Consider the following 26,503-nt stretch of genomic DNA (forward strand, 5'->3'; position numbering starts at 1 on the left):
CACGGCTAAGTGGTCATCGTCTTCGCGCTCGTCGCCCTGGCGGTCCTGGCCGTCGTGGCGGCCCTGCACTGGTACGTCTGGCGCCGCCTGGTCCGCGACACGACGGCGGGCCCCGGCCCGGCACGCCGCGCGGGCACGGCCGTCTTCGTCGCCGGCCCGGTGCTGATGATCGCCGCCCTGGTCACCGAACGCGCCGGCGCCCCGTTCTGGCTCCAGCGCACCCTCGCCTGGCCCGGCTTCCTGTGGATGGCCCTGGCGCTCTACCTGCTGCTGGCGGTGGTGGCCGGGGAGGCGGTACGACCCGTGCTGCGACGGCTGTCGCTGAGGCATGGGCGAACCGTCCCGTCGCCGGTGGCCGTACCGGCACGGGCGGCGGCGGCCCCGGCGGCCGTACCGGTACCGGAGCGGCCGGAGGCTCCCGAGGAAGTCGAGGCGCCTCAGGCGTCCGGAGAACCCGGCGAGTCCGGGGAGTCCGGGGAGCCCGCCGCGACGTCCCCGCTCGCGCCCTCCCGTCGCCTCTTCGTCTCCCGGGTCGTCGGCGGCGCCGCCGCCACCGCGGCCGTGGCGACCGTCGGCTACGGCACCTACGGAGTGCTGTGCGGTCCGAGGGTGAGACGGGTCACCGTCCCGCTGGCCAAACTCCCGCGCGCCGCAAGCGGGTTCCGGATCGCCGTCGTCAGCGACATCCACCTCGGCCCGGTCCTCGGCCGGGACTTCGCGCAGAAGGTCGTCGACACCGTCAACGGCACCCAGCCCGACCTCATCGCGGTGGTCGGGGACCTGGTGGACGGCAGCGTCAAGGACCTGGGTCCGGCGGCGGCGCCGCTCGCGGGGCTGCGGGCCCGGCGCGGCGCGTACTTCGTCACCGGCAACCACGAGTACTTCTCCGGCGCCGAGCAGTGGCTCGAGGAGGTACGGGAGCTAGGGATGCGCCCGCTGGAGAACGCCCGTACCGAACTTCCGCACTTCGACCTCGCCGGCGTCAACGACCTCCAGGGCGAGAGCGAGGGACAGGGCCCCGACTTCCACCGGGCGCTCGGCGACCGGGACACGGCACGCGCGTGCGTGCTGCTCGCCCACCAGCCGGTGCAGATCCACGAGGCCGTCCGGTACGGCGTCGACCTCCAGCTCTCCGGCCACACCCACGGCGGCCAGCTCTGGCCGGGCAACCTCGTCGCGGCGGCCGCCAACCCGACCGTCGCGGGGCTGGAGCGCTACGGCGACACCCAGTTGTACGTCAGCAGGGGCGCGGGCGCCTGGGGCCCGCCCACGCGCGTGGGCGCCCCCTCGGACATCACGGTCATCGAACTGGCGACCCTTTGAACAACCCGTGGAGGAACTGAGGGACCCGGCCGAAACAACACCGGGGTAAGTTCTTTCTCATCTCGGCAGATTGCTCTTCCCCCGCGTCAAACACGTGTGGTTAGGTGAGCCGCGCCACTAGGGGGTGGCGCTTTTGTGCAGGGCCTGGGTAGGGCTCGGGCAGGGCCTGGGGAGGGCACCACCATGCGATCGGTTCGCATGCGGATTCTTACGACTTTTCTCGTTCTGGCAGCCGTGGGAATCGGTGGCTGGCAGCTGCTTCCGTCACAGGAGGACAAGGACAAGACCATCACGGTCGGCACGACGGACGCCGTCACCTCGCTCGACCCGGCCGGCGCCTACGACGCGGGCTCCTGGGCACTGTTCGGCAACGTCTTCCAGTCACTGCTGACCTTCGAGCCGGACGGCGTCACACCCGTGCCGGACGCGGCCAAGAGCTGCACGTTCGTCGGCAGCGAGCTGACGGCCTACCGGTGCGAACTGCGCTCCGGGATCACCTTCCCGAGCGGCCGGGCGATGACCGCGGAGGACGTGAAGTACTCCTTCGACCGGGTCAAGAAGATCAACTCCGAGGTCGGCCCGGCGTCCCTGTTCTCCACCCTCGGCTCGGTGACCACCGCCGGCGACACCGTCACCTTCCACCTCTCCTCCCCGGACGCCACCTTCCCGTTCAAGGTGGCCACCGGCGCCGGTTCGATCGTCGACCGGGAGAAGTACCCGGCGAACGGCCTGCGGTCCGGCAGCGAGGTCGACGGCACCGGCCCGTACCGGCTCACCGGGTACACCAAGGACAAGCTGGCCGCCCTGGAGCCGAACTCCTCCTACAAGGGCGACGTGAACGGCACCGGCCGCCCCGTCGAGCTGCGCTACTACCGCGACTCCGGGAAGCTGAACGCCGCCTGGAAGGCCAAGCGGATCGACGTGGCCACCCGCACGCTGCCGCCGAGCGTCCTGTCCGGCCTGTCCGCCAGCGACCCGGACCGGCGCGTCACGGAGTCCGACAGCTCCGAGACCCGCAACCTCTACCTCAACACCCGCCAGGGCTCCCCGCTGCACGACGTGCGCGTCCGGCGTGCCCTGGCCTGGCTGGTCGACCGGGAGCAGCTGGCCGCGACGGTGTACGACGGCACCGTCGACCCGCTGTACTCACTGATCCCGGCCGGCCTCACCGGCCACTCCACGTCGTTCTTCGACGACTACCCCAAGCCGAGCACCGAGAAGGCGAGGCAACTGCTCACCGAGGCCGGCGTCACCACACCGGTGCACTTCACCTTCGGCTATGGCAAGGGCCGCGGCGCCGCCGCCGAGGAGGCCGCGGAGCTGAAGAAGCAGCTGGAGGCCGGCGGCCTGTTCAAGGTGGACGTCAAGGGCTACGAGTGGACCGACTTCCAGAAGCGCTGGGCGGACGGCAAGCTGGACGCCTGGGCGGTCGGCTGGGTCGCCGACTACCCCGACCCGGACACCTTCGGCGCCTCGCTCGTCGGCACCGGCTCCACGATGAAAACCGGCTACAGCAACAACCTCGTCGACCACCTGATCACGGAGAGCCAGCAGTACGCCGACCGAAGCCGGGTCGCCCAGGACTTCCGCACCCTCCAGGGGGACGTGGCCGAGGACGTGCCGCTCATCCCGCTGTGGCAGCGCAAGGAGTACGTCGTCAGCAACGAGGACGTCGGCGGCGGCCAGTACCTCGTCGACGGCACCGGTCTGTTCCGGCTGTGGCGCCTGGAGCGGATCTGACGCGGGCGGTTCACGACCGTACGGGCGCGCGCTCCGGCAGGGTCACCGTCACCGCGAGTCCCTCGCCGGGCGCCGTCCGCACCGCCACCTCGCCCCCGTGCGCGTGCACCACGCCCTGCACGATGGCCAGGCCCAGCCCGCTGCCCGCGCCGCCGCCCGCCCGGAAGAACCGGTCGAAGACGCGGGCCGCGTCCTCCTCGGCCAGCCCGGGACCCTCGTCGGCGACGCACAGCCGCACCATCCCGTCCGCGTGCACCACTCCGTCCGCGAGCACCACTCCGTCCGCGTGCACCACCCCGTCCACGCGCTCCGCACCGAGCCGCACCGGCACGTCGGCGGGCGTGTGCGTGCGGACGTTGGCCAGCAGGTTGCCCAGCACCTGTCTCAGCCCCGACTCGTCGGCGCGCACCAGCAGCACCCCGTCCGCGGTCACGGTGACCGGCCGGTCCGGCTGCTGCACCCTGAGGTCCTCGGCGGCCTCCCGCACCAGCCGGCTGACGTCGACGTTCTTCAGGCGCAGTTCGGGCCGCTGGTCGAGGCGGGCCAGGGTGAGCAGCTCGTCGACGAGCCGGCCCATGCGGTCGGCCTCGGCGTTCATCCGGTCCCAGGCGCGTTTTCGCTCGCCCGGCTCGCTCAGCATCCCCTTGTCGTACAGCTGGAGGTAGCCGCGTATCGCCGCGAGCGGGGTGCGCAGCTCGTGCGAGGCGTCGGCGACGAAGCGGCGCAGCTGGGCCGCGGAGCGCTCGCGCGTGCGGTACGCCGACTCCACCTGGTGGAGCATGGAGTTGAGGGCCAGCCGCAGCTGCTCGACCTCCTGCGTCGGATGGTGGCTGGAGGGCACGCGCCGGGTGAGGTCGCCCTCGGCGATGGCGGACGAGGTCTCCACCATGTCCTCCAGCGGCCTGAGCCGGCGCCGCACGCTGAACATGGTCAGGCAGCACAGCAGCGCGAGCAGCAGCGTGCCGACGGTGAGGTCGAGCTTGAGGGCCTTGGCTATGCCGTTGCGCAGGGCCTCGGTGGAGGTCGCCAGCAGGATGTACGGGCCGTCGGCGAGGCGGGTCGCGGTCACACGGTAGGCGGCGCCGCGCACGGTGACGTCGTGCGGGGCGGGGTCCGCGGCGAGTGCGCGCGGGTCGGTGACGGCGGCGGCGAGGGAGCGCTGGGCTTCGGTGGGCTGGATGTCGAAGAGGACGAGAGGCTTCCCGCGGCTGTCGACGGCGGTGAAGATCGAGTCCGGTGTGGGCTGCTGGTCCGCGTGCCGGGGCGCGGCGCGGTCACGGACGAAGTCCAGCACGCGCAGTGAGTCGACCTCTTGCAGGGTGAGCCCCGAACTGCCCAGCGAGCCCCGCATCTTGGTCAGCTCGGTGTCGATCTGGCCGATCAGGTAGTGCCGCATCCCCATCACACTCACCGCGGTGGCCACCACGATGCCGACGGCGAGCAGTCCGACGTTGGCCAGGGTGAGCTTGCCGCGCAGGGAGTGCACCCCGCGCCTGGCGCGTGGCCTCATGCGAGCCCGTATCCGACCCCGCGCCGGGTGGTGATCACCGGCGGGCCCAGGGCGTCGAGCTTGCGCCGCAGATAGCTGATGTACGTCTCCACGACGGTCGACTCCGGCGGGACGTGCTCGTACTGCCAGACGTGGCGCAGCAGTTGATCCTTCGGCACGATCCTGCCGCCGTTGCGCACCAGGAACCTCAGCAGCGCGTACTCGGTCGGGGTCAGCTCGACCGTGCGGCCCGCGCGGTGCACCGAGTACGTCGTCTCGTCCAGCTCCAGATCGCCGTATCTGAGGGGCGGGCGCTCGGGGATGATGTCGGCCGGACGGGTCCGGCGCAGCACCGCGCCGATCCGGGCGACGACGACGTCGATGTCGAACGGCTTGGTGATGTAGTCGTCGCCGAAACCGAGCGCGCCGACTATCTCGGCGGGGGAGTCGCGCGCGGTGAGGAACACCAGCGCCAGATCCGGCTGCCGGGCGCGCAGTTCACGGCCCAGGGCACGGCCGTCCCCGTCCGGCAGCATGACGTCGAGCAGGGCGGCGTCGGGCCGGGTGCGCTCGGTGAGCGCGAGGGCCTCGCGGACGCCGCCCGCGGTCATCACCTCGAAGCGGTGGTAGCGCAGGGCGATGGCGAGGACGTCGGCGATGCTCTCCTCGTCCTCCACGACCAGCACGGTTCCTGGAGCCGTCATGCCCCCCAGTATCGGCGGGGCCACTGACAGCGGGGGCGGATCGAGCTTTGGAGTTCCTTGAGAGTCATGCGTGTCACGTGCCCACGCGCGTGTGCCCATGCCGATCCTGGATCCCAGGACCTGGGGGACCGACCGATGAAGTAACGACCTTCTAAGGAGCGTTGAGCGTGACGGCATGGGCACGGTGGTGCTACCGGCACCGGCTGGTGGTCCTGTTGTTGTGGGTGGGGGCGCTGTTCGGCCTGGGCTTCGCGGCCTCGACGGCGGGCACGGACTACGCGAATGTCTTCTCCCTCCCGAACACGGACTCCAAACGGGCGTACGACCTGATGGAGAAGGCCTTCCCGGACAGCGCGGGCGACACCGACACGGTGGTGTGGAAGACCGACGGCGGATCGGTGCGCGACGCGTCCGTGAAGTCCCGCGTCCAGCCCGCGCTGGACGAGATCGCGAAGATGAAGGGCGTCGGCGAGGTCACCGGCCCCTACAACGGGGCACGGGGGGCGGCGCAGATCAGCCGGGACGGGCGGATCGCCTACGCCCGGATCACGTTCACCGAGCAGGCCAACGCCGTACCCAAGGACCTCGTCCAGAACGTCGTCGACACCGCACAGAAAGCCGAACGTGGGGGTCTTGAGGTCGAGTTGGGCGGCCAGGCCATCCAGCGGGTGCAGGAGCCGCCCCAGGGCCTGTCGGAGATGGTCGGCATCTTCGCCGCGGCCGTCGTGCTGTTCCTGGCCTTCGGCTCGTTCCTCGCGATGCTGCTGCCGATCGGGATCGCGGTCTTCGGCGTCGGCACGGGCATGTTCTCCGTCCAGCTGCTCAGCCACACCACCGACATCCCCGACCTGGCGCCGCTGCTGTCCTCCCTGATCGGCCTCGGCGTCGGCATCGACTACGCGCTGTTCATCGTCACCCGGCACCGGCGCGGCATCACGCGGGGCATGGACCCCGAGGAGTCGGCGGTCACCGCCCTCAACACCTCCGGACGGGCGGTGCTGTTCGCGGGCGGCACGGTGTGCATCGCGCTCGCCGGCATGCTGGTGACGAACCTGCGCTTCCTGGACGGCGTGGTCATCGGCACCTCGCTCACGGTCGTGCTCAGCGTCCTCGCGGCCACCACCCTGCTGCCGGCCCTGCTGGGCTTCCTCGGCCCGCGCGTGCTCAGCCGCAGGCAGCGGCGCCGGCTCGCCGCCGCGGGCCCGGAACCGGAGCAGGAGAGGGCGAGCAGCCTCGCCGCCCGCTGGTCGGGGACCGTGCAGAAGCGCCCGCGGACGATCGCCGCCCTCGCCCTCGTCGTCATGGCCGTCCTCGCCCTGCCGGTGCTGTCCCTGCGCCTGGGCGCGACGGACCAGGGCAACGACGACGCGTCCACCACGACCCGCAAGGCCTACGACCTGCTCGCCGAGGGCTTCGGCCCGGGCTTCAACGGCCCGCTCCAAGTGGTCGTCTCCAGCGGTGACACGGCCGCCCTGGTGAAGGACATCCAGGCGACCAAGGGGGTCGCCCAGGTCGGCGCGGTGCCCGCACGCGGGGGCGTGACGGTCGTGCAGGTGGTCCCGACGACGTCACCGCAGTCGAAGGAGACCGACGACCTCATCGACACCCTGCGGGAAGAGGTGATCCCGGAGGCGAAGGTGCAGGCCCACGTCGGCGGGGTCACCGCGATCTCCAAGGACTTCGCCTCCGTCACCGGCGACCGCCTCCCCTACTTCATCGCGACGATCATCGGCCTCGGCTTCCTGCTCCTGCTGGTCGCCTTCCGCTCCCTGGTGGTGCCGCTGACGGCCGCCGTGATGAACCTGATCGCGGCGGCGGCCTCCTTCGGCGTCCTCGTCGCGATCTTCCAGTGGGGCTGGGGTCTGAGCCTGCTCGGCCTCGGCAAGGAGGGCCCGATCAACGCCTTCCTGCCGGTCATCATGCTGTCCCTGCTCTTCGGCCTGTCCATGGACTACCAGGTGTTCCTGGTCAGCCGGATGCACGAGGAGTGGGTGCACACGAAGGACAACGCGCGCGCGGTACGTGTCGGCCTGGCCGAGACCAGCCGCGTGATCAACTCCGCGGCCCTGATCATGGTCTGCGTCTTCATGGCCTTCGTCCTCAGCGGCGACTCGGGCGCGGCGATGGCGGGCGTGGGCCTGGCGGCGGCGGTCGCGCTGGACGCCTTCATCCTGCGTACGGCACTGGTGCCGGCCGCGATGCACCTGCTGGGGAAGGCCAACTGGTGGCTCCCGGAGTGGCTGGAGAAGCGGCTGCCGCACCTCGCGGTGGAGCCGAACGAGGAGGAAGCGGAGGCCGCACCCGCCGAGGGCACCGGGGGCGCCTCCTCGGTGGTCCACGGCTACGTCCGCACGGCCGACGGCGAGCCGGTGGAGGACGCGGCGGTGACCCTGCTGTCGAAGGGCGGGCGTCAGCTGGACCGGGTGACGTCGCTGGCGGACGGCTCGTACATCGTGTCGGTGCCGGGGCCGGGATCCTATCTGCTCGCGGTGACGGCGGGAGCGCACGGCTCCAGGGCGCGGCACCTGGTCGTGGGGGACGGGCCGTTGGTGTACGACGTGGAGGTGGCGGAGGGGGAGGTGGACGCGGTCAGTTAGCTTTCTTCTGCCCGGCCTTGAGGATCTGGTCGACGTCGAGGGTGACCTTGGCACCGATGGAGTCGGGCAGGGCGGCGATCTCACCGGGGGCGTACGGACGGTGGTTTTTGTACTCGCTCCCGGTGGGGTCAGTGAGCACGTGGACGCGCTGGTGCTTACGGTCGACGATGACGTAGACCGGGATCTTCGCCTGAGCGTATGCGGTGACCTTGGTACGCAAGTCCTGTCGGTAGTTGCTGGAGGTGACTTCCAGGACGAGGCGGAAGCATGAGGGGTCGTAGGAGCTGTTCTCGACCACGTGTTCGCGGTAGTCGCCGTCCACCACGGAGAAGTCGGGGATCGCATAGTCCTCCGGCCCGTCCGGAAGCCACACTCCGATCCCCTGGATCAGCTTGGACTCGTTGCTGTGCAGCCCTGCGGCGACGAACGGAAGCATGAGCTCAGTCAAGGCTTCCCCGTGGGGGCCGTCCGGCGGTGGGGTCACGAGGATCTGGCCTCCGATGATCTCGACGCGATAGCCCGGAAGGCGCTGGACGAGGACGTCGGCCGCTTCGAGGAGCGTCATCGCCCGGTTGCCGGGCTGGCGCTCGGGGTACTCGACGGGTGCTGCGGACATCACGTGCCTCCCATGGGCTGGTGTCGAGAGCGTCATCGTAGGCAGGCGGGACGCCGGACGTCCCGTTCGAACCGCTTCACCCGGAAGTGATCACTCCCCCTGCCGCTCCCGCCCCGCCGGATCCGGCAGCGCCTTCGTCATCCCCGGCAGGAAGTCCGTGAACAGCTCGTGCACCTCCCGCACGAGCGGCCGCAGCACCCGGAACCGCGCCAGGTACACGCCCCGCGCGGTGAGCCGCGCCCCCCGCTCGGCGAGCCGGTAGCTCCGCTCCCGTCCCTCCGTCCGGTCGAAGATCCAGTACAGGACGAGCCCCATCTGCGAGAGCCACATCAACTCGGGCAGGATGTCCCGCAGTTCCTCCGGCAGCTTGGTCTTCGTGCCCGCCAGCACCTCCCGGTGGACGCTGATGGCCTCCACGCGCGCGTGCTCGGACTCGGGGGAGAAGGGGCTGAGCGGGCTGTCGGGGTCGGCGGCGTTCTTGAAGAACTGCACCGCGAACTCGTGGTACGGCGTGGCGATGTCCAGCCAGACGCGCAGCACGCCCGCGAGGCGTGCCTCGAGGTCGGTCTCCCGGTCCAGGACCTCCCGGACCGCCACCCGGTGCTCGGCGGCGATCCGGTCGTAGAAGCCCTGGATCAGGTGCTCCTTGCCCTCGAAGTAGTAGTACGCGTTGCCGACGGAGACGCCGGCCTCCTTGGCGATGGCCCGCATGGTCGTCTTGTCGTAGCCCCGCTCCTGGAACAGCCGCATCGCCGTCTCCAGGATCAGCGCGCGGGTCTGCTCGGACTTGCTGCCTTCGTTCTTCGCGGACACGGACAAGAGCCTAACGACTGCCGCAGGCTCCGCTGTCACAGCCCGGCGGGGCGTAGGTCCAGCCCCGGCTCGGGTGGTACGTCCACCCGTCGCCCGACCACCGCCCCTCAACGAGGCGCTGCGCGCCGCCCCCATTGATTGCCCCCCGCCGGTACGCCTTCCCGCCCCACTGCGTTCCCCGCCACATCGCCGCCGCCAGCACCGCGCCCTTGGCCAGCGCCGCGCCGGCCGGAGTGCTGAGCCGGTGGGCGAGCGGGCGGTGCTCGCGCAGCGCCCACAGGACGACGGCCCAGGCGGCCGTGCCCCGGTAGATCTGTCCGGCGTCCCCCACCACGGTGACCTCGTCGAGGGTGCCGCCGTGATCCAGCGAGGGAAACCGCGCACGCGCCTCGTCGGACCCCGCCGGGACCAGCTCCAGCGGCACCAGCTGCCGCTGCCGTACGAGCCAGTCCCGCACATGGGTGCACAGGGCGCAGTCGGCGTCGTACAGCACGGTCAGCCCGCGGACCGGGACGCGCACGGCGCCCCGGTCCCCGGCGGTCGCCACCGCGCTCACGCCCCGGCCGACGGCGCGGCCCAGCCCTGCGGCGCGACGGGCGGGATCTGCTCCCGCTCCATGACCCCGCGCCGGCGGATCCGGTTCAGCACGTACACATTGCCCAGGTGCATCACCCCGAGCACCAGCAGCACCACGCCCAGCTTGGTCGACAGCGCCTCGAAGATCTCGCGGGTGTCCTCGATGGTCTCGTCGCCGCTCAGGTACAGCGCCACGAAGCCGAGGTTGACCAGGTAGAAGCCGACCACCAGGAGGTGGTTGACGGCGTCGGCGAGCTTCTCGTTCCCCTGTAGCACGTCCGCGAGGAACACCCGTCCGTTGTGGCTGAGCGTCCGGGCCACCCAGATGGTCAGCCCGATGCTGACGACCAGGTAGATGACGTAGGCGATGACCGTGCGGTCCATGCCCCCACCCCTTCTCGACACTTCTTGAACGCGTTCAAAACGCTGACAGTGCAGACTGTAGACCTGTTTTTGAACATGTTCAACTCGCTTGGGGTGCCGTGGACTGTCCGTCAGGGGCGCCGGCTGAGCTCCGGACGCTTCGTGTAGTCCGTGAACCCGAGGATGTTCCCCCAAGGGTCGGCGACCTCCACGGTCCACCCCGTGGCCACGGAGAAGGGCTCGTCGAGCGGCTCGATCCCGGCGTCGGCGAGCTTCCGGACCGCCGTACGCGCGTCCGGCACCTCCAGCCACAGCCGGGTCGAGGGCCAGGCCGGCGGCCGCTGCCCCAGCCCGTGCTCCACCCGCAGCAGAATCCCGGGCGTCTCGCCCCCGACCTTCAGCAGCGCGATGCCGGCCTCGTCGAACCGGAACCCCACGACGAACCCGGCCCGCTCGTAGAACTCCACGGCCTCGCTCAGGTCGCCGACGGGCAGCAGCACGTTGTCGAAACCGAGCAGTTCGTAGGACTCTTCATCTGACATGCCATCAGATTAAGTTGACAGGCCCGTGGACCGCGGAGGCTGCACCGCCCGGGTCACTCACCCGGACCAGGCGACGTCACACCGGCGAGCGTCACAGCGGGGACAGCTCCGTCCGCCCCTCGAACCGCCCGCCGACCCGGGCGGCGAGCCAGTGGACGCGGTCCAGGTCCTGTTCTCCCCGCACGTGCACGTGAACGGTGTGGTCCGCGGAGGGCTCGTACTGGTACAGGTCCCGCGAGTGCACCGACAGCGTCAGGTACGCGTACTTCTGGGAGATGGCCCCGAGCCCCGCCTCCGGCACCTCGGGCCACTCGTTCAGGTCCCAGCGCACGGCGGCGGCGTCCCGGGGACCCAGGGCCCGGATGAACGGTTCGGCGAGCTCCAGGGGATGCGACCAGTCGTGCACGGAGACGGGCAGACACTCCATCGCGTCGTCGCCGTTCTCCGCCGACCGCACGTCCGCCTCCTCCCGCGCCCACCAGTCCAGCCCGGGCAGCACCCGCAACACCCCCGCCAGCCCCTCCCGGGACCGGATCTCGGCCTCGAAGTCCACCTCGGCGTAATGGAGGTCCGCGATCCCGAGCAGCGTGCGCACGACACGCAGGGCCTCGTCCAGGTCGGGCGTGGTGAGGACGGCGGCGGCGGTGGAGTTGCTCATGGGGCGAACCTTAGATCCCCCGAGGTGCGGGGTCTCTTGGTTTTCCGGTTCCGGCGGGGGCGAGGCGGCAGCCCTCGACGCCGCCCCGGCCGCTCGGCGCAGGAGCCGCAGGGCCGGCTGGGGCGAGCATCGGTCACCTCACCCGATGGCGATCCGGGTCTTCCAGTAGTCCTTCGCAGCGATGATCTCTGCCCCCGATCCGGTAAGAGCCGTCTTGCTGCCTGCGTAGAAACGGACAGACCCGTCGGAGTGAATGGCCCAGATGTCGGGGACCGAGTCTCCGTTGACGCTGGGCGTACCGATCAGAAGCGGGATGTTGTCGCTGTTCCAGCCCGAGGCGCCGTATTCGGTGTCGGCGCCGCCGGAAGAGTTGGCTGCGGAAGCGAGCGAGTCGAGGTTGACTCCACCACTGGACGCGGCGATGCCCTTGCGCAGCAGAAGTCTCCCGCTGACGTCGCTGCGGTAGAGGAGGTCGGTGACACCGTCACCCGTGATGTCCTGGGCGGTGACGACATCCCGGTCCTTCCAGGCGGAGGCCGAGAGCTTGATCGCCTGTTCGATGGTTGCACCGTGGTAGCCGGTCAGCACCCAGAGTTCCTCGTCCGATCCGCTCTTGACCGTTGCGAAGAAGTCGGCGCGTCCGTCACCGGTGGCGTCTCCGGCGCTGACGATCTGGGTCATGTCCGCGGGGTTGGGCGCTCCATCCGGCAGGAGAATCTCCCGGCGCTTGTCGACGTCGACGGCTCCGTAGCCGTCTCCGGGATAGACCCAGAGCTTGCCGCTCAGACGGACGACGAGGTCCTGAAGGCCGTCACCGCCGTAGATGTCGCCGTTGTGGGTGATCAAGGCGCCCTTGAAGTGACCGGAGGGCGCCGCGACGTACGGTGGCAGCTCGTCGCCGTTGGGGTCCTTGTCGGGGTTGGCTCGGTAGGCACCGGACATCGAGTAGTCCAGGTCACCGGTTCCCTTGGTCGGGTCGTCCTTGTCGGCCTGGGATGGATACATGGCCAGGTTGCCGCCCTCGGTGACGACCATGAGGTCGGCCATCTTGTCGCCGGTGAAGTCGCCAGGGGCATCGGCCTGATCGCGGGGCGCGACGTAGAAGAAGTACTTCGTCGGATCCGATGCGTTGCCTGCGCTGTCGACGGTGCGCACGTACAGCACGTTCGGGCCGGCGGTCGGAGGTCGCGCATCCGCGATGGTCGCGCTGACGCTGGTGGCCGTACCCGCCTTCCGGTCGATGTGGAATGGGTAGCTGGCCGAGTTGAACCCGTATTCGTAACGCACCACGTCCGTGTTGAGGGCACGTACGGTGAAGGAGCCGGGCGTACCGAACTTCTTCGTACTCCACTTGGCGTCCTCGCCGTCGCTGCCGAAGCCGTTCTCATCACCGTCGGCGTCCGGGAAGTCGGTGGAGCTGACCTTGGGAGGTTTCGGCGCGGCGGTGTCCAGGACGAACCGGCACGGTGTCTTGGACGGGGAGAAGGCCGACGAACTTCCCGCGTCGTCGACGGCTCTTACCCGCCAAGAGTAGACGGTGCCGTTCTTGAGTGTGCTGGTCGAGAAGGCCGCGGTGCGCAGGGCGGTGTCGGTGTCCCCGCCGACGGACTTCTTGCCGGCTGATTTCAACAGGTCACCGACGCTGTCCCACTTACCCGTCGGCCAGAGATCGAAATCGAGATAGTCGAGGTTCTTGTCCTTGTCCGTTCCCTTGGCGGTGAAGGTCAGATCACCCGAACCCATCCGCACGTACGGCGTCGTCGTGGTGCACTTGGCATCGGGGCCGAGGTCCAGGGAACCGGAGACGATCGTGGGCCTGCGGTTGTAGACCAGTTCCAGGACGGGTGCGTAGTCGCCGTCGGCCTGGAACTTCTTCCATGCGTACTGGGAGTCCTCGTCGCGGGCGCGCAGTCCGAAGGTGATGGTCTCGTCGCCCTCGTCGGCGACCTTCTGAGCACCCTTCTTCACGTCGAATGCTTCGAATGCGTCGTGGCAACGGGAAGCTTTCCACCCGTGTGCGAAGCTTTTGGTGGCCAGCTTGTTGCCGTCGTGGAGCTTGGGCGCATTGCTCCAGTTCGTGTGGGAGTCGATCTCTCCGGTGAGGTGCACGCTCATCGAACGGTCGCTGCAGGACCAGGAGTAGGTCTCCAGCATGCGCAGCTTCGCGCTGGTGATCTTGGTGCCCTTCAGATCCTTGTCGAAGGAGATGTTGAAGAACGACCGCGAGGTGCCCCAGGTGTCGGACTCGAAGCCGACGCGAGCCTCATGGCTGCCGCCCTTGTTGAAGCCCTTGCCGTTGTAGAAGGTGGCTCTGGGGAAGCGGTCATAGGCGGTGGTCCAGTTCTGGGTGTGCTTCTTCACCGACGGGTCGATGAACACCGGGTAGGTGGTGGCCGGGTCGCCCAGGAAGTCCTGATCCGGTGTGAGCGTCCACTTGCCTGCGGACAGGTCGGCCTCGACCAGTGCGCCAAGCGAGTAGGGCGAGGGGCCGTCGAGGGAGGGAAGACTCAGAGTCGCCGCTGATCCGGTCTGCGAGGGAGCGGGTGTGGGTTCCGCCGGAGCGGACGGCAGGGGGGAATCCGACACGGAGGGCTCGGGGCCGTCACTGGCTGAGGGAAGGACCTCGACGTCGGTGTCGCTCTGCTCGTCCGATTCGACGGGATCTTCCCCAGCTTCGGTCGGGGCGTCGCTGGGGCTGGGGGAGGCGGAGTCGGACGGGTCCGGACTTTCGGGCTCGGCCGGCTGGGCCGATTCACCCACGCTGCTGTCGCTGACGGCGGGTGCCCCGCTGCTGTCCCACATCAGCGGGGTGGGCGACATCGCGATCTCGTCCCCATGGGCGTTCTCCGCGCCGACGATGCCCGAAGCCGGGTCCAGCCGGAAGGTGAGGTCGGCGGAGTGGAGGCCGTATGCCAGCTGCCGCGCGTGCGGGTCGGAGGCCGCCTGCCGGTTTTTCAGCACGACGAGCTGGGCGAAACCGTCGTCGTCGGCGGTGAGGACGAGGTCACCGCCCGGAAAGATGTCCGGGTAAAGCGCACGGTTGCCGTCGATGATCGGAGCGGGAACGGCCCCGGGCCAGGTGAGCTGTATGTCGTGGTCGCCGACGTGAAGGGTGACCAGGGGGGTTCCGGTGTCGTCCGTCGCTGCGTCGTGCAGCAGGGAGACGCGGCGTACAGCTGATCGCGAGGCTCGGTCCTTGCTACGCGGCGACGAGCCGGCCGAGAAGACCACGCGCGTGTTGGTGGCCTTCGGCTCCCATCCGGCCTTGGTGCGATGCAGGCCCGGATCGATCTTCTTCCACTCGCCGCCTACTTTTGCGCGGATCGCCGACGAGTAGAGCCGCTTCACCATCAGACCGTCGGGGCGGGCCCACGTGGTTGAGTGTGAGGTCCGCGCGGCGGTCACCTCGACATTCTTGCGGGTGCGGGCCGCCTGAGTGAGGGCGGCGGACTCGGTGACAGTCTTGGTGCGCCCGTCGCGGCCACTTCGGTCTCCTGTGCCCGCACCGTCCGTCCGGGATCCCACGTAGACGATCCCGGTCGTCATGAGCGCGGTCGCGATCAGCGCCACGCTTGCACGACGGCTGGGCCCATGGCGCCAGTTGCGAGTCATTGGGCGGCTGTCCCCTCCCCCTTGTTCCCCCTCGGAGCCGGCGCGCGCCAGGGCGCGGCGCCGGGCGAGCCGATGATGGCCTATGCGCGAACTGTCGTCACCCTGTGGGGAGTTTGCGCGTGACGGGCGCTACTTGTCGCTTGAGGCCTCAGATGGCCACGGTGAACGGACCACAGGCGGTAAGGAGCCGGAGAGCAAAGCGGATATAAATGGATCCTGCTGGGCAAATCAGCAACCAATTTCCATTGTGATGTACATAAGTGCACCGCAGAGAGTTAAATAGACGGCCGCTTCCGAGTAAAGCGTTTCCCTACTTATTGCCTATTCGCTGCGTAACGATCCGTTACGCACGGTGATGATAATCACATCGACCTGCCATCTATGGCGTTCCGTCACAGTGCGATCACAGAATCCTCACTGTCTGATACGTCGTCACGCGTGGTCCGTCACTGGTCCCGCTCCAAGTGGTCCGGGGGGACCTCGCCGTGTTCGGTCGTCTTTCACATATCCGCGAATTCCGCGAACGTCGCCTCGCGCGCACAACTGTGACGGTCACATCGGCCGTGCTGCTGGTGGGCTTGCTGCCTGCCCAGTCCCTGGCCCTGCCCCCCGATCCGTCGAAGGCGGAGACCGGGCGCGAGTCACTCGCGTTGGAGGACCTCGAGCGTGACGTGCCGGTCCCCGGCAAGGTGTTCAATCGAAACCGGGACACACTGAAGGCAGAGGTCCCCAAAGACCAACTCAGCGCGCCCGCCGGTACGACGACGCCACCCTCCAACGTGGCGGGCTCAGTCACGTTCGGCTCGACCTCCACCACGGCCCCGGCTCGCGCGGCCGGAGTGGTCGGTGCCGACCCGGCGGCGCTCAGCCCTGTCGGTAGCCTGCCCGTCAGCCTCGGCCAGGCCCCCGACCAGTCGGCGCCGAGTGGCACGTGGCAGGTCACCATTCCCGACCGCACATCCGCAGTCAGTCAAGGAGTGGACGGCGGAGTACTGATCGTCCAAGGCCCTGCCACCGGTTCTGTCCCCGTCTCCGTCAAGCTGGACTATTCGAAGTTCCAGGCCCTCTATGGCGCCGACTGGGCCTCGCGCCTGCACTTCGTCCAGTTCCCCGACTGCTATCTGACGACGCCGGATGACGAAGCGTGTCAGACGTACGAAGAACTGGAGACGACTAACGACGCGGCTTCGAAGTCCATCACGGCTACCGTCGATCCAGCGGCCGACAGCTCCGTGACTCCGGCATCCACGAAGTCCGCGTCCCTTCCCGCTTCCGGCGTCACCCAGGCCGCATATCGGACGTCCACCTCTGTGATACCGGCAGCCACGGGGAGTGCAACGGCGGTCGTCGGTGCGATTGATTCCGGTGGTGGCGCCCCCGGCAGCGCCGGTGCAGGAACCTTCAAAGCGACACCGCTCGCATCGGATGGCAAATGGGAGGCAGGGGGATCATCCGGCGCCTTCACTTGGTCCTACCCGCTGACCGTGCCGAGTCCCCCCGCGGGGCCCGCTCCCGCGATCTCCTTCGACTACAACTCCCAGACCGTCGACGGTCGTACGGCGGTTTCCTCGCCGCAGTCCTCCTGGATCGGCGAAGGCTGGGACTACAACCCCGGTTACATAGAACGCCATTACCGCAGCTGCGAGGACGACCGCAAGACGCTGAAGGCCGGCGCCCCCAACAACACCGCGAAGAAGGACAAGACCCCTGACCTGTGCTGGGCGTCGTACAACGCCGTGATGTCTCTGGCGGGCAAGACCACAGAACTGGTCCGTGACGCTGGTTCCGGCAGCGATCCGGAGAAGGACACCGAGCTCTACCGCCCGCAGCAGGACGACGGCACCCGCATCGAGCATCACGTCGGCGGCAGCAACGACGACAACAACGGTGAGTACTGGATTGTCACGACCACCGACGGCACCCAGTACTACTACGGCCTGAACAAGGTGGGTGGCGGTCACGCCGACACCGACTCGGTCTCCACCGTTCCCGTCTTCGGCAACCATCCCGGTGAACCCTGCCACGCCGATGCCTTCGCCGACTCGCGCTGTGGCGCCGGCAAGCAGCAGGCGTGGCGCTGGGGCCTGGACAAGGTCGTCGACGTCAACGGCAATGTGATGGTCGTCGACTGGAAGCAGGAGGCGAACTACTACGCGGTGCGCAAGAAGTTCAAGACGCCTGAGCAGTACGACCGTTACGCCTATCCGACGTCCATCGCGTACGGCATGCGCACCTCCGACCTCACCAAACCCTCCGCAACCGTCGACTTCGGTGTCAAGCAGCGCTGCCTGAAGTCGGAGTCGGCATGCGACCCGGCCAACTTCGCCAAGACAGACGATCCCGGCGCCTACCGCCCCTGGTGGGACACTCCGGGCAACCTCAACTGCAAGTCCACCTCGAAGCTGTGTCCGTCCTTCCCCTCCTTCTGGACGCAGTTGCGTCTGGACACGGTGACGACGAAGGCCGCCCGAGCCGGACAGACCGGCCTCGGCAAAGTGGACGTCTACACGCTCCACCAGTCCTTTCCCGAGGACTGGTACGACACGTCACCCGGCCTGTGGCTCAACTCCATCACGCGGACCGGTTACGGCCCGGGTGACACGACAGGCACGCTTCAGTCCGCGGACGGTGTCAGCTTTGCCCATTACTCCGTTGGCTCCACTTCACCCCTGCACGCCTGGCTGAAGGATCGCCAGTTGCCGAACCTGGTCCTCACCGGCAAGAACGACCAGCGCCCAGGCTTCACCCGTCCTCGCATCGGCACGGTGTCCACCGAGTACGGCGGGGACATCGAGGTCGAGTACACAGGTGGCTGCCGGACCGAGCCCTCGGAGGACAAGGGCAAGGACAACGGAACCTGCTACCCGGTGCGCTGGTCACCCGACGGGGATGAGAAGACCCCGGCGAAGGCATGGTTCAACAAGTACGTCGTCGACTCCGTCACCGAAACCGACAAGGTCACATCGCACGGCAAACCGATCGTGACCAAGTACAAGTACTCCGGGGCGGCGTGGGCCAAGAGCGACGACGAGTTCACGCGCCCTGCCCTGCGCACGTTCAGCGACTGGCGGGGTTATCGGCAGGTCTTGGTCGCCAAGGGCAGCAAGTCCGTGTCGGAGCAGGGAGATCCGCAGTCCCAGTCCTACTCGGTGACGCGCTATTTCCAGGGCACGGGCGGCGAAGTCAAGGACTCCACCGGTGCGTACACGCTGCTCGCCGACGACGCACAGCAGTACGCCGGAATGACGGCAGAGACCATGACCTACCGGGACTCCGACGGCCAAGTCCTCAAGCGAGCCCTGAACTTTCCGTGGTCCAAGCAGACAGCCTCACGCTCCCGGGAGAACGAGGACGGGACCGAGGGAGACCCGCTGCTCGCCTACCGCACAGGGATCAAGCGGACGGACGAAATCCAGAAGCTGGACAAAGACAGCTGGCGTGCAGTCCGCACCCTCACAACGGTCGACGACACGTACGGACTGCCCATCCAGGTGGAGACGGCTGTCGTTAAACCGAGCGGCAGTGGCGAGGCACTGTCCGACCAGACCTGCACCAAGACCTCGTACGTGCACAACATCCCGGCGTGGCTGATCGGCCTGCCCAAGGAACAGCGCATCACCGGTACCTCGTGCGCCGACTACGACACCGCGGACCCGGCGACCAAGCTCAAGTCGGCGGTGCGGAACACCTACGACAAGCTGGCCTACGGCGCTACACCGACCAAGGGCATGGTCACCTCGGTGGCCGAGATCGACGGGGCGGGCACGTCGTACTCCCACGTAACCGACACGACGTACGACGACCTCGGCCGTGTCCGTACGGTGACGAAGCCCGGCGAGGGCACCACGGAGACGCAGTACACGCCGGAGTCGGGCGGTCCCGTCACCGAAACCAAGATGATCAACGCCAAGGAGCAGACGACCAGGACCACGCTCGATCCCGGACGCAACCTCCCCCTTACGGTCACCGACCCCAACGGACGGGTGACACGCAACGAGTACGACGCCCTCGGTCGTCTGGTGAAGGGTTGGTCGGCATCCCGCTCCTCGGGCAGCAAGTCGCCGAGCATCGTGATCGACTACCAGCCGGCGATCGCCACGAGCAGTGACAACCGGCCCGCCGCCGTGTCCGTGAAGACGCTCAAGGACGACGGCTCCTACGCCAGCGAGGTCACCCTCTACGACGGCCTGATGCGCGAGGTTCAGAAGCAGTCCGAGGCTCATGGTTCCGGCCGGATCATCGCGGACACCACGTACAACGACCACGGCCTGGTCGACGAGAACACCTCCGCGTACCTGGCGAAGGGCGAGCCGGAGACGAAGCTCTTCGCTCCCAGGTCGAAGTTGCTGATACCCGCTTGGACCAAGCATCGCTACGACGGCATGGAACGCGAGGTCCGGGCGTCGGTCTACCACGCCGGTGACTACAAGTACGCGACGTACACCAGCTACGGCTTCGACAGCACCCAGGTGGATCCACCGGGGTCCACAAGCCCGACCACGAGCACCTACTACGACGCCCTCGGCCGGGTCACCTCCGTCAAGCACTACACCAAGGAGGCCTCCGCATCGACCGTTGGCCGAACGACGACCTACGGATACGACGCCAGAGGCAACCGCAGCAAGGTGACCGACCCGGCGGGTGACGACTGGACGTATACCTACGACGCCCGAGGCCGGGTCACCTCCGCCACCGACCCTGACACCGGCACCACGAACACGTGGTACGACGCCGCTGATCGTCCCAACCACGTCAAGAACGCGCGCCAGCAGGAGACCTTCACGGAGTACGACCTTCTCGGACGTGTGAGGTACGTCCGGCAGGGCTCCGCGACCGCGACACCCGTCAAGGAGTACACCTACGACGACGCGGCCGGTGGCATCGGCAAGCCCGGAAGCTCCACTAGTCACACCGACAACGGTGACTACATCACCCGCGTAACCGGCTACGACGCCGATTACAACATCACGGGCAGCGACACGGTCGTCCCGTCGAACTCGATGACGACGGGGCTGGCCGGCACGTATTCCTACGCCTACAGCTACACCCCCACGGGCAAGCAGCAGTCGGTCACCTTGCCGGCCGCGGGCGGACTGGCCAAGGAGAGGGTCGTCACCCGCTACGACAGCGACGGCCTACCGGAGTCGACCTCAGGCCTGACCTGGTACACGGCCGACACAACGTACTCCCCGTACGGAGAGCCGCTTCGGACGGTATCCGGTTCCCAGCCCTACCGCGTCTGGACAACCAACTTCGTCGACCCGCACACGGGTCGGCTGGAGCGGACGGTCACGGACACCGAGACGGCAGGCCCGCACCACGTCACCGACGGCTACTACTCCTACGACGCTGCCGGCACGATCACTTCCAACGCCCGCAAGCTCAACGAGGCGACCGGTGACACCTGGGACACCCAGTGCTTCACCTATGACGTGATGGGCGAACTCGTGCACGCCTGGACGTCGAAGACCACCCCGGACGGCAAGGGCACCGGCTGCAAGGCGTCCGACGGCACGACATGGGGTTACCGCACCGATTACACGACCGCGTCCGGTCCCGTGTCCGATGCCCCGGATGCGGCATCGGACACGACGAGCCCTGACAGTTCGCTGACATCGACGCTTGCGGCGGCGGCCCCGGACTCGTCGACGGTGTCCACCGGCACTACGGCCTACCGCCAGTCCTTCACCTTCGACTGGCTCGGCAACCGCGCGACGATGACCGAGCACGACACGGCAGACGCGACGAAGAACGTCACGTTCACGTACGGATACGGCAAGAGGGTCGCCGCCAACGGCACGGCCCCGGCGTACACGGCGCAACCGCACACACTCACGGCGATCACCTCCAACCCGTCGGGCAAGAGCAGCACCTACACGTATGACGAGTCAGGAAACACCAAGACCCGGAACCTGTTCAACACGAAGCAGGACCTGGTCTGGACACCGGACGACAAGGTCGACAACATCACGGCCGATGGCAAGAAGACGACGTACGTCTACGACGCCGACGGCAACCGTCTGCTGGAGAACTCGTCCGCCGGCTCCACCCTGTACCTGGGCGAGACCGAACTGACGACGAACACATCGGGCACCATCACCAAGGCATCGCGCTCGTACACGCAGCCGGGCGCGCCCACGGTGGTCCGCACGACGACCAACGGCGCGACGACGGGCCACAAGCTCAACGTCCTGATCGCCGACCAACTGGGCACGGCCAACACGTCGGTGGAACTGTCCAGCACTCAGCCGATCACACGCCGCGCGTTCAAGCCCTACGGCGAGATTCGCGGTACGAAGCCGTCGAACTGGCCGAACAGGCGCAGCTACCTGGGCGTAGGTATCGACGACACGGCCACCGGCCTGACCCACATGGGCGCCCGTGAATATGACCAGAATTCGGGCCGATTCCTGTCGGCGGACCCGATCATCGACTTCGCGGACCCGCTGCAGATGAACGGCTATGCGTACAGCGGTAACAGCCCTATCAGCAAGAGCGACCCGACGGGCCTGTGGTGCTCCAGTTGTAATGATGGAAAGGGTTGGACACGACCCGACGGCGGCACCAGAGGTGACCCGAACGGGGGACTCAACTCCGACGGCACCGTACGCGGTACCCCGAACAGCGGAGGAAATTCCGGCGGAAACTCCGCAAGCCCTTCAGTCGTGGTTGACCTCGGTGATGGCAAGTCCACCTTGCCGCCCAAGAAGATCTACCGGGAATTTCAGAGGAAGCTTCCTGGTATTGGTCAGCTGCAGCGGAACAGGGTTTACTTCAGCGATCTCAGTTACGAGCTCATGGTGGAACTCTACTTCCGTGAGCGGTGCAGCTTCAGTTTCACCGACGGATGCAGCGACCTCCGCCAGTTCTATGACGGCTGGAAGCACGTCGACAGCATTGATTCCGTTGACACCTGCCCTGTGTGCGACAACGTCGGGTTCCAGGCAATATTGGAGCACGTGATCGCCGGACGGGCCGGAAAGGTGAAATGGGGGAGTTCATGCACCCAGTGTTTCTTGGCCGGCACCGATGTCCTCATGGCCGACGGCAAGACCAAGAACATTGAGGATGTGAAGGTCGGGGATAAAGTTTTGGCTACCGACCCGGAAACCGGAGAATCCGGTTCCCGCACAGTCAAAGCCCTGATCGTCACCGAGCACGACAAACACTTCAACGAACTGTCCATTGCCACACCCGACGGCATCAAGAAGCTAACCGCTACCTACGAGCACCCCTTCTGGTCCCCGTCTGAGCGCGCCTGGCTCAAGGCCGCGGCCCTCAAGCCGGGCATGACGCTGCTCACGGACAGGGGCAACACGGTCCTCGTCACGGGAAACCGTTCCTTCAGCAGGTACGCCCGCACGTACAACCTCACGGTGGACGACCTGCACACGTACTATGTGCTGGCGGGCGAGACTCCCGTGCTCGTGCATAACTCCGGAGGCTGCCCCGATCTGGATGCACTTTCGCAGAGTGGAATGCGTCCAGCCAAGGGGAGGACGACTCATGCAGGGCGTGAATACCAGAAGCATATGAACCGCGGCGATCTTCCTGTGGTTCCCGGCAAGGAGTTGAAGACTGCCGGACAGGATTTGTTGGACGACATTCTGACCAATCCGCAAACCGCTACGTCCGCTGTCAATTCCGGCAACTTCGCGGGCGGAACGCGGTATATCATGCCGGACCCTGCTGGTGGGCGCGGGATCGGTGCAACCTTCGACGCAAATGGACAGTTCCAATACTTCGGGCGGTACTAGGCATGTTGGTAATCGAGCCGTGGGATGCAAAGGCGCGCGGCGACGCTAGTCTCGCTGACCTTCGGGGTGCGATCGCGGGGGCGTCTGTGAGTGCGGTCCGCTACGTAGTTCCGCAGGGGGAAACCTGGCCCGAAGGGCACAGGGAGGATCGTGCTCATGAAGTCGACATGGCCGTTGATCTGGTCATGAGCACCGGGGCTGCACTGTCCCTGTCCTGGGCGATGGATGGCCTCAACGAAGGGATGGAAATCGAGCTCAGGGAACCTGGAGAGTCGGACGCCGACTTGCCTGGGGACACTGTCGACGTGAGCGACCATGTCGATTGGGAGAGGTTCCTTGGGGCGGATATTGTGGAAATCATTCCTGCCTGGCACGTTCCCAACGACGGGTGTCCTGAAATGCCGTGGGCGTATCGCCTTGGATTCTCCAATAAGTCAAGCCTGGTTATTGCTCTAGGGGCGGCTGAGGGGGAGGGGTTCACGTATATGCCTGACGAGCTGGTCGTGTTCTTCGACGAGAGTCTCGCGGCTTCCTATACGATCCCAGCGAGTGATACTTCTTCACGCGGATAGGTTGAACCGAGTCAAGGGGTTCGGTACGCGCCTGTTGCGGGACGCCTAATAGTTGAGCATTTACATTGCTCGGGAAAATAGATCAAACAGGCCCCGCCGGAATGATCTCCGGCGGGGCCTGGCGTCTTGTGACGGCAACGTCAGCGGACGACGGCTGCGGTGGGCGGGTCGTCCGGGGCGTCGGTCTGGCTGAGGATGCCCCCGAGGGTGTCGATGGCCTGGCGCTGGAGGCGGAGGCGTACGTGTGCGTAGACGCCGGCGGTGACGCCGATGTGGGCGTGGCCGAGGAGTTCCTTGATGACGACGAGATCGACGCCTTGCTCCAGGAGCAGGGTGGCGGTCGAGTGTCGGAGGTCGTGGAAGCGGATCGTCCGGAGCCCTGCGCTGTGGAGGAGGCGGTGGAAGCGGCGGGTGAGGTTGGTGGGGTCGAGCGGCCTGCCTTTCCTGGTGGTGAAGACGAGGCCGTTGTCTGTCCAGCCCGTTCCGGCCGCCTGGCGCTCTTCCTGTTGCTGTTCCTGGTGGATCTTGAGGGAGTTGACGCATTCGGTGGGGAGGGCGATGCGCCGTTCGGAGGCCAGGGTTTTGGTGTTCAGGACGGTCAGGCCCTGGCTGCGGGTGCGTTGGAGGGAGCGGTGGATGGTGGCGGTGCCGCCGTCGAGGTCGAGGTCTTCCCAGTGGAGGCCGAGGAGTTCGCCTTTGCGGAGTCCGGTGCGCAGGGCGAGTTCGTACAGGGGGTGAAGCCGGTCGCCGTTGGCAGCCCGGAGGAGTTGCCGGGCTTCGGCGGCGGTGAGGGGCTGGAAGCGCCTGGGGCGGGGTGTGGTCGTCTTGACGTTCCGGGCGACGTTGCGCGGAAGCTCATCCTCGCGGACGGCGTGTTCCAGCGCGGACTTGAGCACGGCGTGGACGTACGTCACGGTCAGCGGCGAGAGCCGCTTTCCGCAGCACTGACCGATGGCGCAGCAGGACCGCCGAACGGAGTCCCGCTCCTGGGCGCAGCACTGGCAGGTGGTGCGGAGTCCGTCGAGGAAAGTGCGGACGTCGCGGGTGGTGAGCCGGGCGAGCTTCTTGACGCCGAGGCCGGGATTGAGGTGGAGGCGGATGGAGGCGGCGTAGCGGGTGTGGGTGTTCTCCCGCAGGTGGTGAACGGCGACGTCGTCCAGCCAGTACGCGAGGTAGGCGCTCACGGTGCTGTCGGCTGCGGCGATGGGAAGGCCGCGGTTGCTGGCGGCGATCTTCTCGGTGAGCTTGGTTATCGCGTCTTTACGGGTAGCGCCGTAGACCCGGACGCGCCTGCGGGTGTTGCCGGGGGCGAGGACGTATCCGGCGGCCTCCCAACGGCCGTCCTTGCGCTGATAGACGGTCCCGCCGCCGTTCGCACGGGTGCGGGAGCGGCGGGACGGAGCGGGGCGGGCTGTGGTCATCAGGCGGCTTCCTGTTCCAGGCGGGTGCGGATGAAGTCGGTGAGGGCGTGGGTGGGGATGCGGCGGGCGCGGCCGAGGGTGATCGAGGCGAGCTGGCCGGAGCGGAGCAGGTCATAGACGGCGGAGCGACTGAGCTGGAGGCGGGCCATCACCTGGGGCACCGTGAGCAGATCCAGAGCCGGTGCCGACTCCGCGTGGAGGACAGCGAGCGGGGGCGAGGTCATCAACAGCCCCCTTCGGCCGCGAACTGCCGTTCCAGTTCCTTGCGGTGCCAGATGTGGGCTGCGAGGAGTGCGCCGCCGGGGCTGTAGCCCGAGCCGAGGTAGTCCCAGTGGCCGACGATGAGAGTGGTGGTCGGGTCGAGGTCGGGCAGGTCGGCGTGGGCGCGGGCCTGTTCGGTGCGCCAGGAGCGGCGGGCGTCGCGCAGCGCGCCCAGGGTGGTGGAGTAGCTGCGGGACTTGGTGGAGAAGTGGCCCCGGAAGCCGAGCATGTGGGCCCACTTCCGGAGCTTGAGGTGGGCGAACTCCGGCAGCTCTCCCAGCTCCCAGCAGGTGCGGATCATCTGCCGGACGTGCCGGGCGACGGGGAGCCGGTTCAGCGGGCGGGCCTGTCCGGTCCCGTCGCAGGCGGTGCAGGGGAGCGGGGTGCCGTGGGGCAGGAGGGTGGCGCCGCGTCCCTGGCAGGGGCGGCAGAGGAGGGTGTGATCGAGGGTGCTGGAGGCGTCGGCGGACTTGGTGGCGTACTTCGCCACGTAGGCGGCCACGGCCTGGTCGGTGAGTTCGGTGTCGGTGCCGAAGGAGGCGATCTCGCGCACGTCGAACTGTTCGCCCCAGGTGAGTTCGCGTTCCCCGACCGCATCCGACTCGACCGTGACGCGGCCCCGTGCGGCGGCGGCGCGGGCGGCCTTGGTGAGTACAGCGACGGTGGCGTACGGCGGCGGGGACGTGGTGTTGCCGTCGGGGCCGTCGAGTCGGATGACGGCGTGGAAGTGGACCAGGCCGCGCTGCTGGTACTCGGCGACCTTCGCGAAAGACACCCGCAGGACCGCGTGGGCGGCCTTCTGGGTCATGCCGAGGCTGGCGGCGATCTCGCGGCGCAGGTAGGTGGTGAAGCGGGCCCACAGGGCGGAGGCGTGGGCGTTGAACAGAACCGCGCCCTCGTAGTCGTACGTCGCCGGATTCAGCGGCGTCCCGAGCAGAGCGTCCGTAGGTTCGTGGAGCTTGCGGCAGCGGCAACGCCGGATACCACCGCCGGGGGTGGTGGGGCGGTTGTGGACGGGGCCGAAGGACGGCGGGGTGAGGGTGGCGAAGACGCGGGGGTGGGTGCGGACGGTGTCGGGCACGGTCTTGCCGCCGGAGAGGCCGGCGCGGATGAGGTGGTAGGTGTCTGCGGCGTAGATGCTGGAGCAGGCCGGGCAGCGCGAGGCGCGGCGGTTGCCGCACGTGGTGAGCAGACTGCCCGTGGGTTCCTCGGATGTGGTGTAGGAGCGCAGCACCTCACCTGTTGCGGTGTCGACGGTGGCGGTGCGGCCGATCAGACGTACGGGTTCGGCGCAGCCGCCGAGGCGCTCGATCTGCTGCTGTGCGCGGTCGAAGTCGGGGTGGTTGACGAGGTGGAGCAGGTCCCGCACGGCGGGGCTTGCCACGTGGTGCAGGTCCAGAGTGACCATTCGGGGCGTGTCCCTTCTGTTCGGGTGGGTGGCCCCGAGCAGCAACCAGCC

General features: G+C 67.9%; 17 protein-coding genes. 5 read left to right on the plus strand and 12 right to left on the minus strand.

Annotation, left to right across the window (positions count from 1 at the left end; genetic code table 11):
- The first annotated feature begins 9 nt into the window (after positions 1-9).
- Together ACWGJM_RS08375 and ACWGJM_RS08380 are read left to right on the plus strand one after the other, a co-directional pair.
- Positions 10-1,323 carry a metallophosphoesterase gene (locus tag ACWGJM_RS08375; protein ID WP_453410864.1) on the plus strand — a complete coding sequence of 438 codons (1,314 nt, stop codon included), beginning with the start codon at positions 10-12 and terminating at the stop codon, positions 1,321-1,323.
- A 198-nt stretch (positions 1,324-1,521) separates the two neighbouring features.
- Positions 1,522-3,063 (plus strand): ABC transporter substrate-binding protein, encoded by a 1,542-nt coding sequence (locus ACWGJM_RS08380; RefSeq protein ID WP_453410865.1) that lies wholly within the window; start codon positions 1,522-1,524, stop codon positions 3,061-3,063.
- Positions 3,064-3,073: 10 nt separating this feature from the next.
- On the opposite strand, the gene ACWGJM_RS08385 is transcribed toward ACWGJM_RS08380, so the two are convergent.
- Both ACWGJM_RS08385 and ACWGJM_RS08390 read right to left on the minus strand, forming a co-directional pair.
- Positions 3,074-4,573, minus strand: coding sequence for a sensor histidine kinase (locus ACWGJM_RS08385; RefSeq protein ID WP_453410866.1), 1,500 nt, complete (start codon positions 4,571-4,573; stop codon positions 3,074-3,076).
- Entirely contained in the window at positions 4,570-5,256 is a 687-nt protein-coding gene (locus ACWGJM_RS08390; RefSeq protein WP_453410867.1) for a response regulator transcription factor, read from the minus strand. The genes ACWGJM_RS08385 and ACWGJM_RS08390 overlap by 4 nt, the downstream gene beginning before the upstream one ends.
- A 167-nt stretch (positions 5,257-5,423) precedes the next feature.
- On the opposite strand from ACWGJM_RS08390, the gene ACWGJM_RS08395 reads away from it, so the two are divergent.
- Positions 5,424-7,853, plus strand: a complete 2,430-nt coding sequence (locus tag ACWGJM_RS08395) for an MMPL family transporter (protein WP_453410868.1) — start codon at positions 5,424-5,426, stop codon at positions 7,851-7,853.
- On the opposite strand, the gene ACWGJM_RS08400 is transcribed toward ACWGJM_RS08395, so the two are convergent.
- The 7 genes from ACWGJM_RS08400 to ACWGJM_RS08430 form a co-directional block, all read right to left on the minus strand.
- Entirely contained in the window at positions 7,846-8,469 is a 624-nt protein-coding gene (locus ACWGJM_RS08400; protein ID WP_453410869.1) for a Uma2 family endonuclease, read from the minus strand. The genes ACWGJM_RS08395 and ACWGJM_RS08400 overlap by 8 nt on opposite strands.
- Positions 8,470-8,559: 90 nt before the next feature.
- Positions 8,560-9,282 carry a TetR family transcriptional regulator gene (locus ACWGJM_RS08405; protein ID WP_453410870.1) on the minus strand — a complete coding sequence of 241 codons (723 nt, stop codon included), beginning with the start codon at positions 9,280-9,282 and terminating at the stop codon, positions 8,560-8,562.
- 10 nt (positions 9,283-9,292) lie between these two features.
- Positions 9,293-9,838 carry a thiol-disulfide oxidoreductase DCC family protein gene (locus ACWGJM_RS08410; RefSeq protein WP_453410871.1) on the minus strand — a complete coding sequence of 182 codons (546 nt, stop codon included), beginning with the start codon at positions 9,836-9,838 and terminating at the stop codon, positions 9,293-9,295.
- Positions 9,835-10,242, minus strand: a complete 408-nt coding sequence (locus ACWGJM_RS08415; protein WP_453410872.1) for a hypothetical protein — start codon at positions 10,240-10,242, stop codon at positions 9,835-9,837. The genes ACWGJM_RS08410 and ACWGJM_RS08415 overlap by 4 nt, the downstream gene beginning before the upstream one ends.
- A 110-nt stretch (positions 10,243-10,352) precedes the next feature.
- A complete protein-coding gene (locus ACWGJM_RS08420) occupies positions 10,353-10,763 on the minus strand; it encodes a VOC family protein (protein ID WP_453410873.1) in 411 nt (136 codons plus the stop codon).
- Positions 10,764-10,854: 91 nt separating this feature from the next.
- The gene (locus ACWGJM_RS08425) at positions 10,855-11,421 is read right to left on the minus strand and encodes a hypothetical protein (protein WP_453410874.1); all 567 of its coding nucleotides are present in this window, start codon (positions 11,419-11,421) and stop codon (positions 10,855-10,857) included.
- A 138-nt stretch (positions 11,422-11,559) separates the two neighbouring features.
- A complete protein-coding gene (locus tag ACWGJM_RS08430; protein ID WP_453410875.1) occupies positions 11,560-15,033 on the minus strand; it encodes a DNRLRE domain-containing protein in 3,474 nt (1,157 codons plus the stop codon).
- A 545-nt stretch (positions 15,034-15,578) separates the two neighbouring features.
- Between ACWGJM_RS08430 and ACWGJM_RS08435 the strand changes: the two genes are divergently transcribed.
- Together ACWGJM_RS08435 and ACWGJM_RS08440 are read left to right on the plus strand one after the other, a co-directional pair.
- Positions 15,579-22,790: a polymorphic toxin-type HINT domain-containing protein gene (locus tag ACWGJM_RS08435; RefSeq protein ID WP_453410876.1), complete on the plus strand. Its 7,212-nt coding sequence runs from the start codon at positions 15,579-15,581 to the stop codon at positions 22,788-22,790.
- A 167-nt stretch (positions 22,791-22,957) separates the two neighbouring features.
- Positions 22,958-23,362 carry a hypothetical protein gene (locus ACWGJM_RS08440; RefSeq protein ID WP_453410877.1) on the plus strand — a complete coding sequence of 135 codons (405 nt, stop codon included), beginning with the start codon at positions 22,958-22,960 and terminating at the stop codon, positions 23,360-23,362.
- A 140-nt stretch (positions 23,363-23,502) separates the two neighbouring features.
- Here the strand turns inward: ACWGJM_RS08440 and ACWGJM_RS08445 are convergent, their stop codons facing one another.
- From ACWGJM_RS08445 to ACWGJM_RS08455, 3 genes are read right to left on the minus strand one after another with little or no spacing between them, the layout of a single operon-like run.
- Positions 23,503-24,783, minus strand: a complete 1,281-nt coding sequence (locus ACWGJM_RS08445; protein ID WP_453410878.1) for a tyrosine-type recombinase/integrase — start codon at positions 24,781-24,783, stop codon at positions 23,503-23,505.
- Positions 24,783-25,007 (minus strand): helix-turn-helix domain-containing protein, encoded by a 225-nt coding sequence (locus ACWGJM_RS08450; protein WP_453410879.1) that lies wholly within the window; start codon positions 25,005-25,007, stop codon positions 24,783-24,785. Before ACWGJM_RS08450 ends, ACWGJM_RS08445 begins: the two co-directional genes overlap by 1 nt.
- The gene (locus ACWGJM_RS08455; protein ID WP_453410880.1) at positions 25,007-26,452 is read right to left on the minus strand and encodes a replication initiator; all 1,446 of its coding nucleotides are present in this window, start codon (positions 26,450-26,452) and stop codon (positions 25,007-25,009) included. The genes ACWGJM_RS08450 and ACWGJM_RS08455 overlap by 1 nt, the downstream gene beginning before the upstream one ends.
- Positions 26,453-26,503: the final 51 nt, after the last annotated feature.

The sequence above is a fragment of the Streptomyces sp. NPDC054834 genome (assembly GCF_053611185.1).

Coding starts and splice junctions, on each gene's coding strand:
- ACWGJM_RS08380 (WP_453410865.1), top strand. CDS start 1,522: ATGCGGATTCTTACGACTTTTCTCGTTCTGGCAGCCGTGGGAATCGGT.
- ACWGJM_RS08385 (WP_453410866.1), bottom strand. CDS start 4,573: ATGAGGCCACGCGCCAGGCGCGGGGTGCACTCCCTGCGCGGCAAGCTC.
- ACWGJM_RS08390 (WP_453410867.1), bottom strand. CDS start 5,256: ATGACGGCTCCAGGAACCGTGCTGGTCGTGGAGGACGAGGAGAGCATC.
- ACWGJM_RS08400 (WP_453410869.1), bottom strand. CDS start 8,469: ATGTCCGCAGCACCCGTCGAGTACCCCGAGCGCCAGCCCGGCAACCGG.
- ACWGJM_RS08415 (WP_453410872.1), bottom strand. CDS start 10,242: ATGGACCGCACGGTCATCGCCTACGTCATCTACCTGGTCGTCAGCATC.
- ACWGJM_RS08420 (WP_453410873.1), bottom strand. CDS start 10,763: ATGTCAGATGAAGAGTCCTACGAACTGCTCGGTTTCGACAACGTGCTG.
- ACWGJM_RS08425 (WP_453410874.1), bottom strand. CDS start 11,421: ATGAGCAACTCCACCGCCGCCGCCGTCCTCACCACGCCCGACCTGGAC.
- ACWGJM_RS08430 (WP_453410875.1), bottom strand. CDS start 15,033: ATGACTCGCAACTGGCGCCATGGGCCCAGCCGTCGTGCAAGCGTGGCG.
- ACWGJM_RS08440 (WP_453410877.1), top strand. CDS start 22,958: ATGGCCGTTGATCTGGTCATGAGCACCGGGGCTGCACTGTCCCTGTCC.
- ACWGJM_RS08445 (WP_453410878.1), bottom strand. CDS start 24,783: ATGACCACAGCCCGCCCCGCTCCGTCCCGCCGCTCCCGCACCCGTGCG.
- ACWGJM_RS08450 (WP_453410879.1), bottom strand. CDS start 25,007: ATGACCTCGCCCCCGCTCGCTGTCCTCCACGCGGAGTCGGCACCGGCT.
- ACWGJM_RS08455 (WP_453410880.1), bottom strand. CDS start 26,452: ATGGTCACTCTGGACCTGCACCACGTGGCAAGCCCCGCCGTGCGGGAC.